The organism is Clostridium sp. KNHs205 (assembly GCF_000702945.1).
Classification (GTDB): Bacteria; Bacillota; Clostridia; order Lachnospirales; family Lachnospiraceae; genus Anaerocolumna.
The window spans coordinates 3,651,493-3,672,444 of record NZ_JNLE01000003.1 but is presented as its reverse complement, the minus strand read 5'-3'; the positions used below and the strand labels follow the sequence as shown (position 1 = coordinate 3,672,444).

19 protein-coding genes are annotated in these 20,952 nt (G+C 37.9%); 3 read left to right on the top strand and 16 right to left on the bottom strand.

Features of this window, described 5'->3' with window-relative positions:
- Positions 1 to 51: 51 nt before the first annotated feature.
- Together srtB and BR73_RS0115110 are read left to right on the top strand one after the other, a co-directional pair.
- Complete coding sequence (srtB, locus tag BR73_RS27490) at positions 52 to 1,077, top strand: class B sortase (protein ID WP_051685222.1); 1,026 nt, start codon at positions 52 to 54, stop codon at positions 1,075 to 1,077.
- A 153-nt stretch (positions 1,078 to 1,230) separates the two neighbouring features.
- The gene (locus BR73_RS0115110) at positions 1,231 to 2,892 is read left to right on the top strand and encodes a bifunctional diguanylate cyclase/phosphodiesterase (RefSeq protein WP_051685221.1); all 1,662 of its coding nucleotides are present in this window, start codon (positions 1,231 to 1,233) and stop codon (positions 2,890 to 2,892) included.
- 74 nt (positions 2,893 to 2,966) lie between these two features.
- Here BR73_RS0115110 and BR73_RS0115105 read toward each other — a convergent pair whose 3' ends face one another.
- The 11 genes from BR73_RS0115105 to BR73_RS0115055 all read right to left on the bottom strand — a co-directional run bounded on the left by BR73_RS0115105 (position 2,967) and on the right by BR73_RS0115055 (position 17,597).
- Positions 2,967 to 5,192, bottom strand: a complete 2,226-nt coding sequence (locus BR73_RS0115105; protein WP_033166211.1) for an endospore germination permease — start codon at positions 5,190 to 5,192, stop codon at positions 2,967 to 2,969.
- A gap of 2 nt (positions 5,193 to 5,194) precedes the next feature.
- Positions 5,195 to 6,739, bottom strand: a complete 1,545-nt coding sequence (locus BR73_RS0115100; RefSeq protein WP_033166210.1) for a spore germination protein — start codon at positions 6,737 to 6,739, stop codon at positions 5,195 to 5,197.
- A gap of 242 nt (positions 6,740 to 6,981) precedes the next feature.
- Positions 6,982 to 7,551: an SMC-Scp complex subunit ScpB gene (gene scpB / locus BR73_RS0115095; protein ID WP_033166209.1), complete on the bottom strand. Its 570-nt coding sequence runs from the start codon at positions 7,549 to 7,551 to the stop codon at positions 6,982 to 6,984.
- A 41-nt stretch (positions 7,552 to 7,592) separates the two neighbouring features.
- On the bottom strand, positions 7,593 to 8,345 hold the full coding sequence (locus BR73_RS0115090; RefSeq protein ID WP_033166208.1) for a segregation/condensation protein A: 753 nt from the start codon (positions 8,343 to 8,345) through the stop codon (positions 7,593 to 7,595).
- Positions 8,346 to 8,402: 57 nt separating this feature from the next.
- The gene (locus BR73_RS0115085) at positions 8,403 to 9,047 is read right to left on the bottom strand and encodes a hypothetical protein (RefSeq protein WP_033166207.1); all 645 of its coding nucleotides are present in this window, start codon (positions 9,045 to 9,047) and stop codon (positions 8,403 to 8,405) included.
- Between the two features lie 128 nt (positions 9,048 to 9,175).
- On the bottom strand, positions 9,176 to 10,054 hold the full coding sequence (locus tag BR73_RS0115080) for a metallophosphoesterase (protein ID WP_033166206.1): 879 nt from the start codon (positions 10,052 to 10,054) through the stop codon (positions 9,176 to 9,178).
- 212 nt (positions 10,055 to 10,266) lie between these two features.
- Positions 10,267 to 11,619 carry a D-alanyl-D-alanine carboxypeptidase family protein gene (locus BR73_RS0115075; protein WP_051685220.1) on the bottom strand — a complete coding sequence of 451 codons (1,353 nt, stop codon included), beginning with the start codon at positions 11,617 to 11,619 and terminating at the stop codon, positions 10,267 to 10,269.
- Positions 11,620 to 11,882: 263 nt separating this feature from the next.
- On the bottom strand, positions 11,883 to 13,052 hold the full coding sequence (locus tag BR73_RS0115070) for an ABC transporter permease (RefSeq protein WP_347463444.1): 1,170 nt from the start codon (positions 13,050 to 13,052) through the stop codon (positions 11,883 to 11,885).
- On the bottom strand, positions 13,049 to 13,759 hold the full coding sequence (locus tag BR73_RS0115065; RefSeq protein ID WP_033166205.1) for an ABC transporter ATP-binding protein: 711 nt from the start codon (positions 13,757 to 13,759) through the stop codon (positions 13,049 to 13,051). The genes BR73_RS0115070 and BR73_RS0115065 overlap by 4 nt, the downstream gene beginning before the upstream one ends.
- Positions 13,760 to 13,773: 14 nt before the next feature.
- Positions 13,774 to 15,705 carry an efflux RND transporter periplasmic adaptor subunit gene (locus BR73_RS0115060; RefSeq protein ID WP_033166204.1) on the bottom strand — a complete coding sequence of 644 codons (1,932 nt, stop codon included), beginning with the start codon at positions 15,703 to 15,705 and terminating at the stop codon, positions 13,774 to 13,776.
- Positions 15,706 to 15,731: 26 nt separating this feature from the next.
- Positions 15,732 to 17,597: an S-layer homology domain-containing protein gene (locus tag BR73_RS0115055; RefSeq protein ID WP_033166203.1), complete on the bottom strand. Its 1,866-nt coding sequence runs from the start codon at positions 17,595 to 17,597 to the stop codon at positions 15,732 to 15,734.
- A 362-nt stretch (positions 17,598 to 17,959) separates the two neighbouring features.
- Here BR73_RS0115055 and BR73_RS28825 point away from each other — a divergent pair, with 362 nt between their 5' ends.
- Positions 17,960 to 18,136, top strand: a complete 177-nt coding sequence (locus tag BR73_RS28825; protein ID WP_156034731.1) for a hypothetical protein — start codon at positions 17,960 to 17,962, stop codon at positions 18,134 to 18,136.
- Positions 18,137 to 18,338: 202 nt separating this feature from the next.
- Here the strand turns inward: BR73_RS28825 and BR73_RS0115050 are convergent, their stop codons facing one another.
- From BR73_RS0115050 to BR73_RS0115030, 5 genes are all read right to left on the bottom strand, one after another.
- Positions 18,339 to 18,908, bottom strand: coding sequence for an Ig-like domain-containing protein (locus BR73_RS0115050; RefSeq protein ID WP_033166202.1), 570 nt, complete (start codon positions 18,906 to 18,908; stop codon positions 18,339 to 18,341).
- A 30-nt stretch (positions 18,909 to 18,938) separates the two neighbouring features.
- Positions 18,939 to 19,565 carry a signal peptidase I gene (lepB, locus tag BR73_RS0115045; RefSeq protein WP_081848674.1) on the bottom strand — a complete coding sequence of 209 codons (627 nt, stop codon included), beginning with the start codon at positions 19,563 to 19,565 and terminating at the stop codon, positions 18,939 to 18,941.
- Positions 19,566 to 19,592: 27 nt separating this feature from the next.
- Positions 19,593 to 20,291 carry a signal peptidase I gene (gene lepB / locus BR73_RS0115040; RefSeq protein ID WP_081848781.1) on the bottom strand — a complete coding sequence of 233 codons (699 nt, stop codon included), beginning with the start codon at positions 20,289 to 20,291 and terminating at the stop codon, positions 19,593 to 19,595.
- A gap of 101 nt (positions 20,292 to 20,392) precedes the next feature.
- Entirely contained in the window at positions 20,393 to 20,650 is a 258-nt protein-coding gene (gene rpoZ, locus BR73_RS0115035; protein ID WP_033166201.1) for a DNA-directed RNA polymerase subunit omega, read from the bottom strand.
- A gap of 39 nt (positions 20,651 to 20,689) precedes the next feature.
- Positions 20,690 to 20,944 carry a DUF370 domain-containing protein gene (locus BR73_RS0115030; RefSeq protein ID WP_033166200.1) on the bottom strand — a complete coding sequence of 85 codons (255 nt, stop codon included), beginning with the start codon at positions 20,942 to 20,944 and terminating at the stop codon, positions 20,690 to 20,692.
- Between the last annotated feature and the right edge of the window lie 8 nt (positions 20,945 to 20,952).

Sequence of the window (20,952 nt, the reverse complement as noted above, 5' to 3'; positions counted from 1 at the left end):
ACCCCCTCCAAAGGAACAGATGATAGCCATAAGCGAAAACAGGAGTTAATTATGATTAAAAGGCCGCAAAAATTCTACAATTACATAAGGTTCTTTTCAGCAGTTATTTTTGTTCTGTGCCTGTTATATATTGGAAATGAGTTACTGCTAAAGCCCTATCTGTCTAATAAGGCTGTTAATGAAGCCAGAACTCTCTATGCCGCTGGTAAAGAAGATGCAATGGCGGCAGATGGAGCAACAACTGAAAGCCTGATAACACCTGCATTATCATCTGATGCGGATACACTTGCAAATAACTCTGAAAATGCATCGTCTGAAGAACAATATGATAATCAAGGAAGACTTCTTGAATTCACTCAATTGTTAGCCCTTAATGAAGATGTGAAAGGATGGCTTACTGTTGGCGGAACCAATATTGACTATCCGGTCCTTCAATCGGGTAAAGAGGACCCTGAATATTATCTTTATAGGAATATCAACAGAGAGAATGATAAAGCAGGCAGTCTCTTTCTTAATACAGGCTCCGTACTGGAGGAAAATGCAAAGAACCTTGTAATCTATGGACACAATATGAAATCAACAAATAATATGTTCCACCAGCTGTTAAAGTATGATAAACTGTCATTTTATAAAGAACATCCCTATATTAACTTTGACAGTATCTATAAAAAAGGACAGTGGAAAATAATTGCTGTAATAAAAGCAGATGCCGATACTGATAATACTTTCTTTAACTTTATAAGAACCTCCTTCACCGGAGATGCTGATTTTCTTGAATATATCTATGAATTACGTATCAGATCTATCTATAATATTCCGGTTGATGCAAATGAAAAGGACGAACTGCTGACATTGGTAACCTGTTCTTATGAGGTGGACAATTACAGAACTGTTGTTGTTGCCAGAAAATTAAGGGTTGAAGAAGCACTTACAGTCGATATTCAAAAAGCAGTTGATAATCCCCTCCCGCTCTATCCAAACAACTGGTATACCTATTACGGCGGAGCAAAACCCATTATTCCTACTTTCAAAGAAGCCTTAGAAGCAGGAAAAATTCAATGGTATTCACAAAAGTAATAATAATTATCATTTGGTTAAAAACTATCACAAGTGGTAAAAAATACAGCTTAAAGGAACGAATTATTATGAATATATTCAATGACTTTTTCATGATCCGATGTTATAATATAACATAACTTTTTACCGAATATTCAAAAGAGCTGGTGACCTATGGAAAACACAACAAACAAGCAAGATAACGGTAAGCCTTCTGCTTTTAAACGCATAAAGACCTATTACCTTACACATATAAAGTATAACCCTTCTGCAACAACCATCAAAATATCTTTGCTGTATTTTATTTTTGGAATTTTATGGATTGTTTTTTCTGGTAGAATAATCTACATGATATCAGATGATATAAGGATAATAAAGAATTTCGAATTTTATAAAGGCAGTTTCTTTGTAATCTTATCCACTGGTGTTATTTCGATTCTGATATATCATGGTGTTTCCAATTATGAGAAAGCAAAAGTAAAGATTCATGAGAATCTGCTGGATTTAAATGAATCTCACAAGGAAACTATCAGATTAAAGGAAGAATTAAAGACACTAGCCTGTACCGATACCTTAACTTCCATGCCAAATAAATTTGCCTTCGAAAACAGGATGGAACAGCTGATTGATGAGAATATGATAACTGGAACCTCCTTTGCGTTCCTGTATCTGGACATTGATAATTTTAAACATATCAATGATACAGTGGGACATGATGCAGGGGATTTTTTCTTGGTGGAATTTGGACGACAGCTTACGGAAAGTCTGTCAGATTATGATATTTCTGCAAGAGTCGGTGGTGATGAATTCGCCGTACTGCTGCAATTAGATGGCAATAAAAGCAAAACAGAGGATATTCTTAATGAACTTGCTGCTAAATTAAGGCGTATCTGGGTTATTAATGAACATGAGTTTTTTATTACTTTCAGCGTAGGTCTGACGGTATTTCCAAGAGACGGTATAACTACTATAAAATTATTACAGAATGCTGATCTGGCTATGTACTCTGTGAAGGAAACCTCCAAGGATAATTATTCTTATTATAGCTATGAAATTGAAACTGCTAATCGCAAGCGAATTGCAATGATCAATTCCTTGCGAATGGCAGTTATCAATAAAGAATTCAGCCTTTTATACCAGCCTATTACCACTTTGACCACTGATACCATCTGTGGCGTGGAGGCACTAATTCGTTGGAATCATCCTGTTAGCGGTTTTATCCCGCCGTCGGATTTTATACCTCTTGCAGAAGAAAGCGGTTTGATTACGGAAATTGATAAATGGGTACTAAGTGAGGCATTGAAGCAGAAAAAAATATGGGAGGACAGTGGGTATCCTCCCATTAAAATTTCTATTAATATCTCCGGTCATAGCCTGCGATGGAAAGGACTCGCCGGAGAGATACGGCACCAACTGAACATTACAGGGGTAAAGCCAAGTGAAGTTCTCTTTGAAGTTACAGAGACTTCCCTTATTGAAGACATGGATACCTCTGTCGAATTATTGAAGTCTCTTCGTGATATGGGTGTTAGAATAGCACTGGATGATTTTGGAATAGGGTACTCTTCCCTTACTTATCTGAAAAAGCTCCCCATTGATATAGTAAAGCTTGATCGTTCCTTTGTAAATGAGATTACCAACCAGGAGCATACTGATATTATAGTAGAAACAATCATACGTCTTGCCCATGATCTGGATTTAAAGATTACAGCGGAAGGTATTGAAACCTCCAATCAAAGGCAATACCTCGCAAATCTTCTATGCGATTTCGGGCAGGGCTATTACTACAGTAAACCCGTTACCAGCAAGATAATTGAAAATACATGGTTTCACTGAAACGGCACTTTTTCTGCAAATAACACACCAAGTGTCTTCGGACCGTATTGACTGTGAAAGTTACTTCACGCAATTTATTGTATATGGAAATCTACTGTAAGATTTACTGTCAGCTCTTTTAAGAATTCCTTTTGCTTATCGCGGTAATTTAACCAGATACTTCGATCCCGGTAACCTGTCATTCGGTATAAATTAATGAAATCAATACCATTGCCCAGACTTATTGCTTTTATTGTGGTTCCGATATTATCTCTGACATAGGAATTGCATTCCTCTTCAATTCTCTCAATAGTGTCACTCTTACTTTCATCCTGTTGCTGTTGTGCACCTTTCTGAATAGACGCATATCCTTCTACCAACATGGACAGGTAAGGTTTTCCTGCTTCTTCGTAAAATTCCATAGTACGTATAAGCCTGTTTATTTTTATAACATACTTAGGAGGTCCGTCTTTTTCATCCGGCGGCAGATACAGGATTTTATTTTTACCAAAACCGCTGGCATAATAAATGAAATCACTTTCTTTTTCATTTGCAAGATAGTTGATTGATCCCTCTGAGAAGATTCCAAGGCCGGATACAACTACCTTCTTGTCAGCATTTTTAAGCACCGGAATAATTACGCTTAAATCACCTTCATTTCTTGCCAGAATCAAATCGCCTATATCTATTTCTTTAATACCGTTGTTTCTTAAATTAACTCTGCTTAACTGGGACAGATAATCACCAATTCCTCCTTCAACATCACCATTTAGCTCAATAATGCTCTTCGCGGTACTATCTGAGAGAAATACTAATGTATTGCGTCCGATTTCATACTTATTCTCTACATAGGAGAGAAAGGATGACATAATCTCTTGGTTTTTTGTTATGCTTTCTCCAAGTATTATCGTTTTAAGCTGGCTGAAATCAAGTCGTTTATTATTTTCTCTCCCATAATCTTCTTCTATTTCGGAGAAATCTTTGTTCTTAAAATTCAAGGTTAGTTTCTTTGGGTCTTCCGCACCCTGCTCTGTAAGTGCTTTTAAATCCGGAAGGATATAATAAACCTCTAACATATCCTCACCCAGTATATCAATTCCAACAGCCTGTATAAAGTTCCTGTCTTCTATTTCTGTCATATCACTGCAGCCTGTTAAGGTAAAGCCGGTAAGGGATATAAATAAAACTAAGATCGTATTGGCAACAACTTTTCTATTGATAAATTTCTTCAACTTACCAGTACCTGCCACCAGTAAGGGTATTATGATGGATTGAGGCATCCCAATGTACATCATATATTTCTTAAAATACATAAAAAACTGTTCTGTTTCAATTGGTATGACGGAGGCTCCAAAGACTAGTAGTATAAATGGCACCAATAAATAGTTGCGGTTGGATAGTTTCGTAATATGTCCGGTAATATAACTTAAATAATAGAATAACCCACCGGTTAAGGTAAAGATTCCAAGAAGCCATAAAGAAAGTATAAACGCATCCTGTCTCTGCAGAAAGCCACCGGGCAGCCTTACCATCTGGAAAGTATAAATTGCTGACCACAGTTTGCCGCCTGTTTCGATTCTGCCTAACATACCCATTGTAACTATATACATAAGGATATTTAATATTCCGGTTATTGTAAGTGCTTTTGCAACATAACTGTAGAGCTTCTTCCCTCTCTTAATATCTCCTTGTCTAAAGTGTATCAAAGGTATGGAAAATATCATCAATTCCAAAGCACTATAAGCGATAAGGATTTGATAACTGCCAAACCCTATATCTTCAAAACTCTCCGTGAAAAGAGGTGTAAGATTACCCGGATCAACTTTACGCAGTCCTAAAAGCAAAAAGAGGAAGATTGGTACAATTACCAGAAAGAAAATTACTTCTGTAATCCTTGCTCTTACTTCTAACCCTTTTGAAGCGGCATAGGCAGAAACGATTAAAAGAAACAAAATGATAATTCTGTTATCGGTATCAGCCAATAAGGTCTGGTTAATAATCTGCCCGAACAGCCGTGCAGAGAATACAAGGCAGAAAAAGAGCTTAATAATGTATGGTATACCTACAAAAAAGGTCACGAACCTTCCAAAATTATCATCACAGAAATTAAGATAACGTCCACCTGTCTGTCTGCATAGATAAAGAATTACATAACCATAAAGAAAAGCATATAGTGTTCCCAGGCAAATTGAGAGCAAACCATCCCTTCCCGCCGCACCTGCCGCAATATTAGGTATCACTATTCCGGATACGCTGAAAAGTTCAAATATAAGAAGCCTGTTAAACTGTCTTAAAGATATCTTATCGTTTTCTGCAAACATTATTACTCCGCTCCCTTCTCCTTATTATCATCGTTTTCATTGGTAACCAGCCGGGTTCTTTCGTCTTTCATGGCAAATAAGGGGCGTCTCTTAAGGTTTCGAAAAGGGAACCGCACCATTCCATCCTTTGTATCGGAGCCCTGATTGATTCCTGAAGCAGCAAAAGGAACCAGATAAGGAATGCCAAAGCTTTTTAATCCGCCCAGATGTATCAGTAACAAAATAACTCCCATGATAAATCCGAAAAGCCCCAGGAAAGATGATAAGATCAAAATAAAATACCGAACTATTCGAAAGGCAGAAGCAAAAGGCTCATTGGGAACCGTAAATGCAGAGATTGCTGTTAAGGCAATTACAATAACGACAATTGGGCTGACAATATTGGCATTTACTGCTGCATCACCGATAATCAAGCCACCAACGATACCAAGAGTTCCGCCCATAGGCCCGGGCAATCTGATACCGGCTTCCAATAACATCTGAAAACTGATTTCCATAATAATTACTTCCACCAGCACCGAAAAAGGAACACCACCTCTGGCAGCTGCAAAGGACAAGGCCATGGCAGGGGATAAAAGTTCTGCATTAAAGTTAATTACTGCCACATAAAGTCCGGGTAAGGCAATGGTTATAAATGCACCTATATAACGGAGAAGCCTTAAAAAGGTAGCTACTTCCCATCTGGTATAGGCATCGTCAGAAGCCTGGAAAAAGGAATTTAAGGTGGTGGGCAGCAACAGTACAATAGGTGAATTATCCACGATTAGAACGACTCTGCCTTCCAAAATAGCGGAGGCTGCTTTATCAGGCCTTTCTGTGGATTGGAATTCCGGAAAGGGAGAATAGGTATTGCGTTCAGTAAGCTGTTCCAACATTCCGCTGTCAAATATACCGTCAATTGTATATTTCTTTAATCTGCGTTCAATTTCTGCTACTACTTCCGGTCTTGCTACTCCTTCCAGATAGCAGATAGCTACATCAGTAGCAGTTCTTGTACCCACTTTCGTCTGTTTTATCTTAAGATTTGTATCTTTTATTCTTCTTCTTAACAACACCCGGTTTATAAAGAAAGCTTCACTAAAACTTTCTTTGGAGCCTCTCACAGCAACTTCGTTTTCACTGGTGGGAACACCACGGTTGGGCATTTTTCTTACAGATACTTTAAGTGCCTTATCATAGCCGTCTACCAGTATAATAGTATCACCCGAAAGTATCTGCCCTACTATCTCTGGAATTGTAGATACTTCGGTTAGATCTACTGTCTGAATACCCTTTTCCTTGATATATTCAAATTGCCCTGTGGCAGGCATATCCTCCAAATCCCTGAATATCTGCTGAAGAGTATTCATTTCAAGTAATTCTTTGTCAATCATGTTGTCAACATAGATAACATATATATCCACCATATTAACGGAACCCACACTCAGTTTTCTCTTTACCACATCGGCACAGTCCTCGAACAATGCGCAGAGGGTATCTATATTTTCATCCAGTTTCTTGGAAAAAAGTGCCGTTATGCGGTTATAATCGTCATGCAAAAGGGTCATTTATGCCTCCTTAGGTTTTCATCATTTTCATATATCTGGTATTATATCCAAAGATACGCTGATTACTCAGAAGGTCATTAATTTGCTGAAGTCAAAAATAAAAAAGCTGTCGGATTTTCAAAGTCAATTACTTTGAGAAAATCCTGCAGCTTCTGCAAGTTAGCACCTGAGTGTGTTTGAAGGATACATGTGCCGGGTTTATAAAACCAGCCTCTTTCCTTCTTATAAGGTACTTTTATATATTATATATCAAGTTTTAGCTGAACCTCTTCCTCGGCTTCCAGCTTAAAGTCTTCCACCTTATCTGTAGCAATAACCGGCAGATCCTCTAAGGAATGAATTCCAAAACTTCTTAAGAATTCCTCTGTTGTACCAAAGAGAATTGGGCGTCCCGGTGCATCCATTCTGCCTACTTCACCCACCAGACTATACTCAATGAGTTTATTAACAGCATGATCGGACTTTACTCCTCTTATTGCTTCAATCTCCAGTTTTGTTATAGGCTGCTTGTAGGCGATGATAGATAAGGTTTCTAACAAAACATCTGTCAGAATGTGCTTCTTCGGCACATGTGTAATCTTTATCAGATAATCATAAAGCTGAGTTTTGGTACATAACTGAAAAGAATCGTCTAATTCAATAATTTGAATACCTCTCTCTTCAGCGCTATATTCATCCATCATGGAATGCACAATTTTACGAATGGTATCTTTATCATGCCCTAAAGCTGCAGATAACCTATCCAGTTCCACAGCCTCGCCCATGGTAAACAGAATGGCTTCTATAGCTGCCTTCACCTGATTAATTTCCATTATAACCTCTTTTCTGTGTATCCGGCCTGGTACCGGCTACCTCACACTACCACTTCTTTATATGTAATCATAATATCATCAAATAGATTGTCTTGCTGAATATGGATCTCACCTGTCTTCATAAGTTCAAGTATTCCAAGGAACGTAACAATGATTTCAATCTTATCCCTCTGCCCCATGAGCAGCTGATAAAAGGAAAAAGTCTTATGCAATCTGGCATACTTTTGAATTTCATCCATTTTATCAGAGAGATTACCTTCTTCTTTTTCAATACGTCCGAATTTACTACGAATAGGGTCAATCTTATCCACCTGCCGCTTTATAACAGTTTCAAAAATACGATGCAGCTTGGCAAGGGTTAAGTCTGAAAGAAGAAGTGAAACATCCACTTTCTCCTCATAACTCTTAATTTCCTCCGGAATACTTGGATTCTTATAGAATGCTCGTCCTGCATCCAGTTCACGGTCTTTTAGTTCCAAAGAAATATATTTATACATCTTATATTCCAAAAGTCTTTCAACCAGTTCCTGTCTCGGATCCTCTTCTTCTTTTCCAAGTTTTTCATCCTTTGGCAGAAGCATTTTTGATTTTATGTTCAAAAGGGTAGCTGCCATAACCAAAAACTCGCTCATGACATTCAAGTCCTTTGTTTCCATATGATTTACATAATCCAGATACTGTTCCGTTATAAGAGCAATCGGAATGTCATGAATGTTCACCTTATTTTTTTCAATAAGATGTAATAACAGATCCAGTGGACCTTCAAAGACTTCCAGCTTAAATGAAATATCCATATATACCTCTCGTGGCAGAATTAAATACGAATTAAATAATAATACAAATCTAATACACTAAAATATCAGCAGCAAACCCTTACTAAGGTTGTCCGCAATTTGCAGAATAAATAATATAATGCTGATAGATACATCGTACAGAAATCCAAAGATAATAGTAAATATCAATAATACCTTAATAAAATAATCATTTTTAATAATTGTAAAATATCTTGAGGGTGATTTCGCAGCTATACATAAACCCATATCAAAGGTCGATACAGGAAATAAATTAATCAGCAGCATGCTAAAACTGATAAGTGCAGTATATATTACACTCATCTGATATAACAGCGTGGGTATACTGTCATTTGAATTAATGGTGAGCTGTGCCGTAAAATCACCTGAAAGATAGAGGTAAATCATACTTGCTGCAAATACAAGGAACAGACTGGAGAATCCGCAGATTCCAAGCATCAGATTACTCTTTCTGTTCTTAAGCCTGTACATATAGGGCTTAGAAAAACCAATCTGGTTGGTGAAACAGAATAGCATACCTATGGGATCAATATATTGATATATTTTATATATATTTCTCTTTTTTTTAGGATCCTGATTGGGATTTAATCTGTTATATAATAAGGCTTTCGGAAACTCATGAAGTATCATTACGACACAACCTGCTATAAAAGAAGCCAAAAGCCTTATTAACTCAATTCTCATAAATGTATTTCCTCCTGCTTTTTGCATTTTACCATAGATGTTTCTATATAAGTTGATTTCGTTTCCCTTAACTGCATAAGACAAGAATGAATATTCAGTACTTTAAAGCCTGGGAGATATAAGTAAATTTACTTATTTTGTTCTATATTTTGTTTTACTTTTAGTATTACAGTCATTAATTCCGGTCTGTTACCAATACGGAATTTTAAGGTATGAAGTCCCAGACCTCTGGATATCAGCATGGTACAATCACCAGTTTCAAATCGTCCGGCATCGTATTTCGGAAAGAACCTGTATTGGGGAGACAGCATTCCTCCTAAAAAAGGAAGCCTTATAATACCACCATGAACATGCCCTGAAATAACCAGATCCGCTCCATATGCAACATAATCAGTAAAATACATTGGATTATGGGCAATCAATATATTATAACATTGCCTGTCACATTTTCCTACTGATTTTTCAATATAATCTTCCGGCATTATAACTTTTTTGTATTTACCATAGTAGGGTTTTCCAATGGATAAACCTGTAATCCTGATATCTTCACCTTTTCTTCTTAAGGTTATTTTCTCATTATCAAGAAACATAATGCCTTCTTTTTTTAAGTTCTTTTCATATTCCCTGTATAGCTTTGCATATTCCTCCTGCTGGGAAGCAAGACTTTGCTCATGATTCCCCATCCCATAATAGATTGGATATTTCTTTGATAGACTTTTAAGCAGTGAGTATGCTGTTTCGTATTTATTTTTTGCTTTTCGTACCAGCATATCTCCGGCAACCAGTATGAAGTCCGGTTTGACCTGGTCTATCTGCTTTTTTAATATCTCATTGTTCTTACCATAACTGTAGTTATGTAAATCTGCTATAATAACGATCCGGCAGCCGTCAAAGGAAACGGGTATTTTATCTGAACTTATTATTTCTTCTGTGATTTCAGGTCTTAGATTCCTCAGGTATTCAATCAGTAAAAGGAGTAGAATTATGACTCCAATTATTTTAAGCATTCAAACCCTCATTTCATTCATTATATATATTTACGAACTTTAAGTCTATATTTACTGTCTTACATTCATTAAGCCTTTCTTTGGTTTTCCATAAAAAGGATAGACCGCCAGAAAGCCTGTTATCAATTATAACACAGACTTCCTCTGCGGTCTATAGTTTAAAAAACCTGTAGCTGTACTCATTTTGTCGGATTATATATAACGGTTTTTTCTTATAGTAATAATTTCTTAAAAGCAGCTTTAAAATAATCTTTAAATTTTGCTTCAGCAATGTTTTCAGCTGCTACGATATCAACTTTTCCAAGGGTCTTGCCATCCAACTGATACGTAACCTCTCCCACTTTGTCATTCTCTTTAACAGGTGCTGAAACACTTTCATTTATAGTTACTGTTTTCGTGATTTCGGCAGGATTTGTTCCTTTCAGACACAGATATGAAAACTTATCATTTACGCGGTAATTCAAAGTGTCTGCCACACCTTTTTTAACAGGTATGGGTGTGACAGCCAGATCCGTATTCTCATCGGAATAAATACTGCAGTTCGCGAAGCCATAATCCATCATCTTAGCCGCTTCTCTAAAACGCACCTTTGTTTCCGGTGCAGCCATTACTACTGCTATCATATCCATTCCATCTCTTTTGGCAGTTGCTGAAAAACAGTACTTGGCCAGACTGGTAGAACCGGTTTTAAGGCCTGTGATTCCATTATAACTCTTAATCAGTTTATTTGTATTGGTAAGTCCGAACTCGCTCTGACCTTTTTTAGTGGTATGAGTTATGGTATCCATCCAGACTGTAGAATACTCACTGATTTGCGGATATTTGGTTATCAATTCTCTGGACATTAAGGCAACATCATAGGCAGTAGAATAATGATTATCGACATCCAGACCGCAGCTGTTAACAAAGTTGGTATTGTTCATACCAAGTTCCTTTGCTTTGGCATTCATCATATTTACAAAGGATTCTTCCGAGCCTGCTATGTACTCTGCCATTGCTACCGAAGCATCATTGGCACTGGCTATACTGATGCATTTTATCATCGTGTTTACGTCCTGGGTTTCAAATGGTTCCAGATAAACCTGAGATCCCCCCATTGAGGCTGCATATTCACTGACGGAAACCTGGTCCTCTAATTTAATCTTACCAGATGCCAATGCTTCGAATATAAGCAGTAAGGTCATTATCTTAGTGATACTGGCCGGATTTCTTTTTTGATCTTTGTTCTTCTCATAAATGATTGTTCCAGTTGAGCCTTCGATAAGAACTGCAGATTCAGAGGAAATATCAAGAGCGGCTGCATCTGCCGTTGCCGCGGCATTCTGATTACTTGTATTCTGGTTATTCTGTGTGTTTTGATCACTTTTCTGTTCCTGATTATTTTCTGTATCCTGATTATTCTGTGCCTCCTGACTCTTTTGCGTATCCTGTGAGGTCTCTGCATAAGTATTTAATCCCTGCCCATAAGAGAAGAGAAGTACAGTAATCAATACAAAGCAAATGAGCCTTGTATATAATTTGGACCTTTTACCAGCTCCAGGGGATAAATTAAAGAAAAGTTTCATACTAACTCCTTTCGTGAATATCAAATCTTGAATTTGATATTACTGAATACGTAGTTGAAAAAATCGCCTTATCTTTTTCAACTAATGCCTGACTGTGTGACTTGACACACATTTATACAAGCTGAATCCTGTTTTTCCTTTTCTTTGCTTAAATATCTGCTTTCAGCTGACAAAGGAAAAAACGTTCTTCAACTTATATAATTTCTCTAGTCCATATCCTATTTGTATATTATTAGTATGAAACTCTTATTTTTAGACCAACTTTATTCACTTCTAAGGGCATCTATGGGGTTTAGTTTTGCAGCTTTATTGGCAGGCATAAACCCGAAACCCACACCAATTGCTGCGGATACGGAAAATGCCAGTATTATGGCACTTTTTGATGGATATGCTTCCAGCCCGAAAGCAGTTCCAATGTTAGTGGTTGCAACCCAGCCAAGCAGAATCCCCATTGTACCTCCCAGTATACTAATGGTTGCTGCTTCCATGACAAACTGTAAGAGAATATCTTTTTTCTTAGCTCCCAGAGATTTTCTGATACCAATTTCTTTTGTTCTTTCCACGACGGATACAAGCATAATATTCATAATACCGATACCGGCAACCAGCAAAGAAATACCCGCAATACCTCCCAGTATGGAGCCTAACATATTCGTCATATCCGTAACAGTCTCAAGAAGTTGAGCCATGGTAGAAATGGTATAAAGATCCTCATCTTTCATGATATCATAAAGATAATTATCAAGCAGTTCTTTGCATTCATTTACTTTATCATCAGAGGCAGCCGCAAAGGAATAGCTGGAAATACCGGTACTGCCCATTCTTACAGCGTTTGAGTAAGGAATATACACACAGTCATCTGCAGATCCCTCTTCCGAATCCGCTTCCTCTTCTTTTATACCTACTATTGTATAAACAGAACCGTTGATACGGATATTATCTCCGGTTTTTACTGAACCGTCAAAGAGCTCGTTGGCTATATAGGTTCCGATAACGGCTCCTTTATATCTGTTTTTTATATCTGCATAACTGATAAATCTTCCGGAGGACATTTTAAAGTCATTTAAATCTGCATAATCCTCACCTATTCCTGTAACGGTTGAGGTTATAGAGGTGGTTCCGTTTTTTAAGGTATACCGTCCTGTTACTGTAGGTGTTACCCCTTTAAAATAACTGTTGTTTTCCTTTACAAAGTCATAAACTTCGTCAACCTCCACATATCTGGTATCTGTATTGGTTACGGTTACTGTCAGCATATTGGTTCCCATGCCGGAAAAGGTGGAAAGCACATAATTGGTTACACCGTTCATTAAACCCATAAGAGTAATAACTGAGGTAACACCGATAATCATACCAAGCATTGTCAGAAATGAACGCAGTTTATTCCCCACAATACTTCTGATGGCAAGCTTAAAAGTCTGAAATATACTCATGTATGATTCCTCCTGTAGTCCTCGGTACTGCCATCAAAATCGATTTTCCCATCCTTTAAGGTTACTACTCTGTTCGCTTCCAGGGCAATAGACTGGTCATGGGTTATCAGCACTATGGTATTACCTTCTTGATTAAGCTGTTTTAAGAAGTCAAGGACTTCTCTGCTGGTTTTGGAATCCAGAGCTCCCGTAGGTTCATCGGCAAGTATCAAAGAAGGATTTCCAACCAGTGCCCTTGCTATAGAGCCTCTTTGCTGCTGGCCTCCGGAGAGCTGATTGGGATAATTCTTCCATTTATCCCTTATCCCAACTCTCTCCAATGCCCCAAGGGCCAGTTCTTTCCTCTGCTTTCTGGAGACTCCCGCATATAACAGCGGGAGTTCTACATTTTCCAGTAAGGTTTGTCTGGCAAGAAGATTATATTGCTGAAATATAAAACCAATGGTTTTATTTCTGATTTCTGCCAGTTCGTCACCTCTTAAAGTACTGACATCCTCTCCGTTTAAAATATACTGGCCTTTTGTTGGTACATCCAAAGCTCCGATAATATTCATTATGGTAGATTTGCCACTGCCGGATTTACCGACGATGGCAACAAACTCACCACTGAATATCGTTAAGTTGATACCATCATTGGCTCTTACTTCCGTATTGCCCATTTCATATATTTTATAAATATCTATCAGTTTTATTAATGGATCGTTCATAGGGCAATACCTCCTTATCTGCCGCCTCCGCCAAATGAGCCGCCACCAATGCTGCCTTGACCACCCTGACTTCCTCTGCCGCTTCCGCCGCTGGTTCCACCCTGCCAATTGCCGCCTTGACCACCGCCAGGCATCCCTTGGCCACCTTCAATATTAAACATACCGGGCATCATAGTCTGTGTCTCACCGGAGCTGTTTCTCTGAACATAGACCTCATCATTTGCAGTAAGGCCGCTCTTAATCTCAATATAATCTCCATCTGTAAGCCCGGTTTCGACCTGAACAGCCTTAAAGCCATCCGGTATATTGCTTGCAAATAGGTTTTCTTTTGATGATTGGTCTGCCTCTTCAGCGTCTTCTGCTTTTGTATTACCGGTGGCTGCCGCTGTAGCGTCTTTTACATATACAACATCTCCGCGCATTAAAGCATCAGCAGGTATTGCAAGTACTCCTTCTGCTTTTTCAATAACAATCTCACCGGTTACATTCATTCCAGGAAGCAGTTCACCTACCTCATCAATTCTTACGGTAACGGGATATTGGGTTACACCGCCGCTAGTCGTACTCTCAAGGCTGATGTTAGTTACAACTCCATGTATTTCAGTATTTTCCAGAGCATCGGCTGTAATATTGACCTCCTGGTTAACAGCGACGGATTTTACATCCAGCTCATCTACATACATCTCAAATGTAACGGAAGAAAGATCATATATTACACAAAGACTGCTTTGTGAATTAATCGTATCACCTTCCAGTGCATCCTTTCGGATAACCTTACCGGAAATTGGAGCGGTTATGCTGTAATCGGTTTTGGTATCTATTACTTCCTCCAGAGAACTTTCAGCATCTTCAATGCTTTCTTTTGCACTTTCAACGGAGTCAGCCATATTTTCCATAGAGTCTTTGGCATTCTCAACAGCTTTTTCATAGGATTCTAATTGGTCACTATAGGTTTCTTTATCCAATACACCTATGGTTTCGCCCTCTGTGACCTTATCTCCTTCTTTGACCAGAAGCTTTGAAATCTCACCGGCTTTATCCGCTGTGATTACACTGTCTTCTAAAACCTTAAAAGTACCTTCTTCACTGGAGGAAAGACTGCCAATGGTTGCTGCAGCCATAGTTGTTGTAGTAATACCGCCCGGATTCTTTACTTTAATGGTAACTTTCTTCACAAGACGGTTTCCGCTTAAGACCTCTTCCACACTGCTGATCTTTGTTACAGTACCCTTTAAATTTTCCGTACTGTCTTCTATACTAATGGAAGCACTCTTTCCTACCAAGGATGAGGTAACGTCGGAAGAGTTAAAATAAATATCAAGGAGCATATAGCTGTTATCATAGATTTTTGCAAGCTGACTGCCTTTTTGTACGGTATCACCTTCTTTTACCATAAGCTCCGTTATGATGCCACCGGCAGCAGAGGTAAGGCTTAAATCCTTATATTTCGCTGCTGCTTCCTTATAATCACTTTGTGCTTCTTCATAACTTGCTTTTGCTTTATCGTAATTATCAACTGCTTTATCGTAATTTTTTTCAGCTCTGGTAACAGAAGTCCTGGCAGTTTCAATTTTTTTATCCAGCGTATCAGTTGTGATCTGGTATAGTACCTGCCCTTCCTTTACTTCCTCCCCTTCTTCAAATTCTGCAGATATCACTTCACCTTCAACCAGCGTTTTAACGTCATATGTATTAAGCGGTTGAATCGTACCAGAGGAAGTTAATACATTCTGAATATCTCTGGTCTCAACCTTTGCGGTTTGAACCGTATTCTCAGAATCAGACTTTCTAACCTTACCGGCAATGAATTTCTGGTATCCAATTATTACAACTACAGCAACTATAATTAAAATAATTATTATCTTAATCAGTTTTTTTCTTCTATTTTTCTTTCTGTTGGTTAAACTGTTTCCTTGTTCTGTTTTTACTTTCTTAAACAGGCTCATCTTCTATCCTCCTAAACCGGTGTCAGTTATTCTGCGTTTTGGGCAATAATTACTCGCACACGTCCTCCCAGGGCTGTGCTCTTATCATAATAAGCAGTCAATTTATATTTTGTTAAGTTGGACACCTTGCTTAATGTTGTCTGAGAGTAATCTGCTCCATCATAAAAATAAACCTGTAATTTCTCAGACAGAAGGTACTTAGCGGATGAATCCTGAATATAAGTGGTTCCTACAGACTTAACAACCGTAGATACCAGATTCATAGTTGAGGAAATTTCTGTTCCGTTCAATAAGAAGCCTAAAGGACCTGAATCCACTGGGATAAAGTCAGAAGAAGAAGCTGTACCGGATTTACCGTTCAGCAGATATTGATAGGTAAAGGTAGAACCGGAACCACTCTTAAGTCCAAGATTTATACCGTATTCATAGAGATCTCCGCTGGCATTGTTAAGTATAAGCTCCGTAATTTCGTTTCTGGTATTTAATTTGTAATAGATTACATTACCGGAGGATATCATCGCACCTGCAAGACGATTGGAATACAGAGAGTTATAGGAACCATTCTTATAATCTAATATCTTAACACCGGAGGACAGTTTGTAGTCACCCAGCGAAGTTCCGTCTGCTGAAAAGGATACACTGGAAGGCAAGGCAATCACAGGTGTATAGGAAGCAGCTGTGGAAACTCCGCCGGTATAAGTTATTCGAACCAGCTGTCCGGTTGTGTAACTTATACTGGAACTGTCATAATCCTGTTCAAAGGTACCACCACTTGCATCTACCACTGTCATATACGCGGTGTTAACATACTCTCCTTTTGTATTTGTTACAGAATGACGTCCGGTTGATATTACCAGGCCGGTTACATCCACATTAAGTTCATCCAGGCCCAGAACATATACCACTGTATTGTCGTTTCCGAGTAAAAGGGTTACCGTATCACCGGTTTTAAAGGTGCCGCCTGAGGCTAACTGTTCTTTGGCAGCTGATGTACTTAGAGTATATTGTGTACCGGCTACGGTTACCGAATCCGGCACCAGTGAATTTGTACCTACAGACTGTATTGAACCGGTTACTTTCGTGTCATAGACCCAAAGGGTTTTCTGGCTTTGAGAGTAATAAACAACGTCATACTGATCAATGGCAGTTAAGCTGGAGGTCTTATCGTTCTTATAAAATTTCGCCTGTGCTAAAGAGAAAGGAATCTGAGCTTTCCAGTCATCTTTTACAATAACAGGTCCCTTTAAGGCAGAGCTTACCAGTGTAAGATAATTAATTTCACCGCTTGAATCCACGGTATAGCCCAATGAACTTCCATATACTTTTCCCTCTTTGTTTGTAGTGGTTAACACATTGTAAAAAAGGTTACTGCAGTCATTTCTTGTTAACGCTTGAGCGGCAGTTTTTGCAATATTTTCATTCATTCCTTTGCTGGTATATAATTTCAGCATTCCTGTATAGACATTCCCTGTAAAATCTGTATTAGTGTAGCCCAGTAATTTTACTACCCCATATACAGCTTCTTTTAAGGTAACTGATTGAGACGGTTTAAAGGAACCGTTTATGTAACCGGACATATAGCCCTGTTCAATTACAGCTTGTATGTAACCGGCAGCCCAGTGACTTTTTTTCACGTCACTGAAGAGAGATACATTTGCTTCAGCTGTTATGTAATCTTTTTTAGCGGATAAATTTATCAGCATTTGAGCAAACTCTGCTCTTGATACTTTCGCCGTTAAAGCATTACTGCTGCCTTTATCCGTTTTCATAATTCCAAGTTCATTAATGACTTTCTGTGCATTACTGCTGTCCGCCTTAACAGATACTGCAGGGTAAGCCGTTGCTGCCAGTATTGCAGCAATAAGTATAACCATAAGTAGTTTTCGATGCATTGGATGTCTCCTTTTTCATTCAACTTAAATAGTATCAATCAGTAAAATACACTCTAATTCTAAAAACAAACAGTGATTTTTCTGTGAAGAAACGGTGAATTTTTTAAGGATAAATTAAGAATTTTGAAAGCTTACTGTAATAAAAACGTAAATAATTAAGAAAATAAATCCAGTGATCCTTTGGTATCTTAAAATTTTAATATTATTTTCACTTTTCCTTGCTACTATATAGGTTGAATTTTTTTATATACTTTCATGATGCTTTATTGGCAGCAGGTTTCGTCCTTGCAGGGATTTTTAGAAGAGAATGTGTAAAATTAATATATAAATAAGTGTTACTACATGAATCAAGGAGGTATGATATGCGAGTTTTAGTTGTTGAAGATGAAAAAGATTTAAATAGAGTAATAACCAAGAAATTAAAAATAGAAGTACTAATGAAGATTCTGAGTATAATGACAGCAATGCCGATCAATATATCTACGAGATCAGCTTTATCCATAATGGTCTGGAGTATGAATTTGATATTAATGGAGTAGATAAAAAAATATTAAATTCCGAGGTTGAATCCTGGATGTAATAACACTCCAGAGGTATATAACAAGCAATTAAGCTAGAATAATTCCCAGAATTAACTTGCCTGATTGTCAAAATAGGAGCTTATACTGAAATTACCCAAAAGGTATGCTTTTATCAACCATTAGGGATAATTGCAGTATAATGCTCCTATTTACATTCTTTTTATTTTATTCTAACCTGACAGGTTAAGACTTTACCATCAACCTTAGCGTAGATTATAACCCTGCCTTTTGATTTGGCAGTAATTTTGCCAAATCTGCTAACTGTGGCAATCTTTTTATTGCCGCTGTACCATTTTACCTTGCCGTTTGGACCTTTTATATAAAGTCTTGCTGACCTGCCTTTTGTAAGTGTTAGTCTGGTCTTGCTCATAGCCACTACTTTAACACGACATTTAAGTTCTTTATCACTATACCTTACTCTTATTATCGTTGTACCCGGCCTGTAAGCGGTTACTGTACCAAAAAGACTGACATCAGCAACCTTAATATCTGTGGAGGAATACGAGACTCTGGTATTCAGTCTGTAAGTGTAGAGGCTGAATTCATCACCTTTTCTTAAGGTGATGTCTTCAATATTCAAACGTGCATTAAAAGGATCGAAAAGATTTGTTCTATAAAAAATGGAAGTATGTGGTATTATCAAATACCAGAGCAACGCTGCAAAAGCTATATAATAAATAATTGAGACAGGTCCCTGAAAACGAAACAAGCGAAGGAAAAGCTTCTTCATCTTTCATTCCTTTTCGCTTTTTACTATATACTATTCCAGAAGCCCGAATTTATTCAACGGCCATACACGAAGGATAGCCTTGCCGCCAATATCTTTCTTATGAACAGGCCCTACCTCTTCATATCGGCTGTCAAAGCTGACTTTCCTGTTATCACCCATAACGAAATATTCATCATCTGCCAAGGTAATTGGGTTAGCTGCCATACCAGCTTTCGTTATTGGATCTTTACCATAATTCTCTTTCAGTATCTCTCCATTGATATAGATATCCTTGCCCTTAATCTGGACTGTCTCACCGGGAAGCCCAATAATACGTTTTATATAATACTCTTTCTCTTCTCTGCCGTATGGATAGAATACAACGATATCAAACCTTTTTAAGTTATCGAAGTGGTAACTTATCTTCTCTACCATAAGCTGATCTCTGTCCTGCAGGGTATCTTCCATGGAAGGACCGTCTACAATGGTTTTCTGTATAATAAATGTAGGTATGACATACAGGCAGAAGATGAATAAGAGTGCATAAAAAATAAAATCTTTAATAATTGTTGTCTTAGAAGACTTCTTTTCTTTCTTATTTTCTTCCTGGAGGTTATTATCCGATTCTTCCTTTCCTTTTACGGAAACATCTTTATCTTCGTATTTCTCTTCCTTCATATCAGTATTCCTTCCATCCCATTGATTCTACTGGTGTCTTAGCACACCGAAATCATCAAGGGGCCATATTCTGACCCAGGCCCTGCCTAAAATACTATTTCTATGAACTACACCTACAACAGGATTTCTGCTGTCTTTGCTGTTATTTCGATTATCACCTAATACAAAATACTCATCCGCATTAAGTGTAATAGGCTCCGCTGCAATACCAGCCTCTTCAATGAGAGCATTCCCATAATCCTCGGTTAATATTTCATTGTTAATATAAATATCACTGCCTATGATCTGAACAGTCTCACCAGGCAGACCAATTATTCGCTTTATGTAAAAAGTGTTCTTTTCTTCCGTATATGGTCTGAAGACTACAATATCATATCTCTGTGGATCGCCGGTTTCATAGGATATCTTCTCCAGAATGAGATGATCTTCATTATGGAGGGTTCCTTCCATTGAGCTCCCACTTACTTCAATCTGCTGACCGACAAAATTATGTACCAATAATACAGCTGCAATGATTATGGCAAAATATATGAGCATATCCCGGATATCCTTGCCATAGGAAGATTTCTCACCATTGGTTGCTGATTTTTTACCTTCCCTCTTATTATCTGTATCAAGTTCTTCCTTTACTTTATCATTTGAACTTACGTCTGTTTCGTTCTCTATTTCATCTGCAGTTAATGCAGCTGCAGTTTCATTCCTGTCGTATTTTAATTCTTCATCCATTTTTTTAACAGCTCCCGTAAATAAAAACACTCCCGCTTTTCTTCCTGTATGCCTAGTATTATAACCGGACATGAGAAAAAAAACGAGAATGCTCATATGATTTATTCGGATTTGCTTTCCTTTCCCGCGTCTTCATCATTCAGTATTTTTACTTTTGACTGATACATTTCTTCCACAGCAATGGATAAGGGCTTAGAGGTTGCTGTACGAACCATGGCATCGGAGCCGCTGATTAACTGTCTTGCTCTTTTTGCTGTTGCAAGTACGATGGAATAACGGCTGTTTACAACCGGCTGTTCGCCTGGTTCTACGTCACTGTTTACTACTTTCATTAAATCGGTATAAGATGGATGTAACATTTTTATTTCCGCCTTTCAATTTGTAGTTATGCTTTATACTTAATCATTATTTTCTTCCCTGGAATTTATTCGATTTGCTATGGTATCGGGAAGCAGAGAGGATAATATCAAATGACCGCTGTCCATTACCAGCACGGCTTTGGTCTTTCTTCCGCAGGTTGCATCAATAGCATTGCCTGTATCTTTTGCATTTTGCACCAATCTCTTTATAGGGGCTGCTTCAGGACTGATAATACCGACTATTTTATTAGAGTTTACCACATTTCCAAAACCAATATTAATTAATCGATTCATTTTCCTTC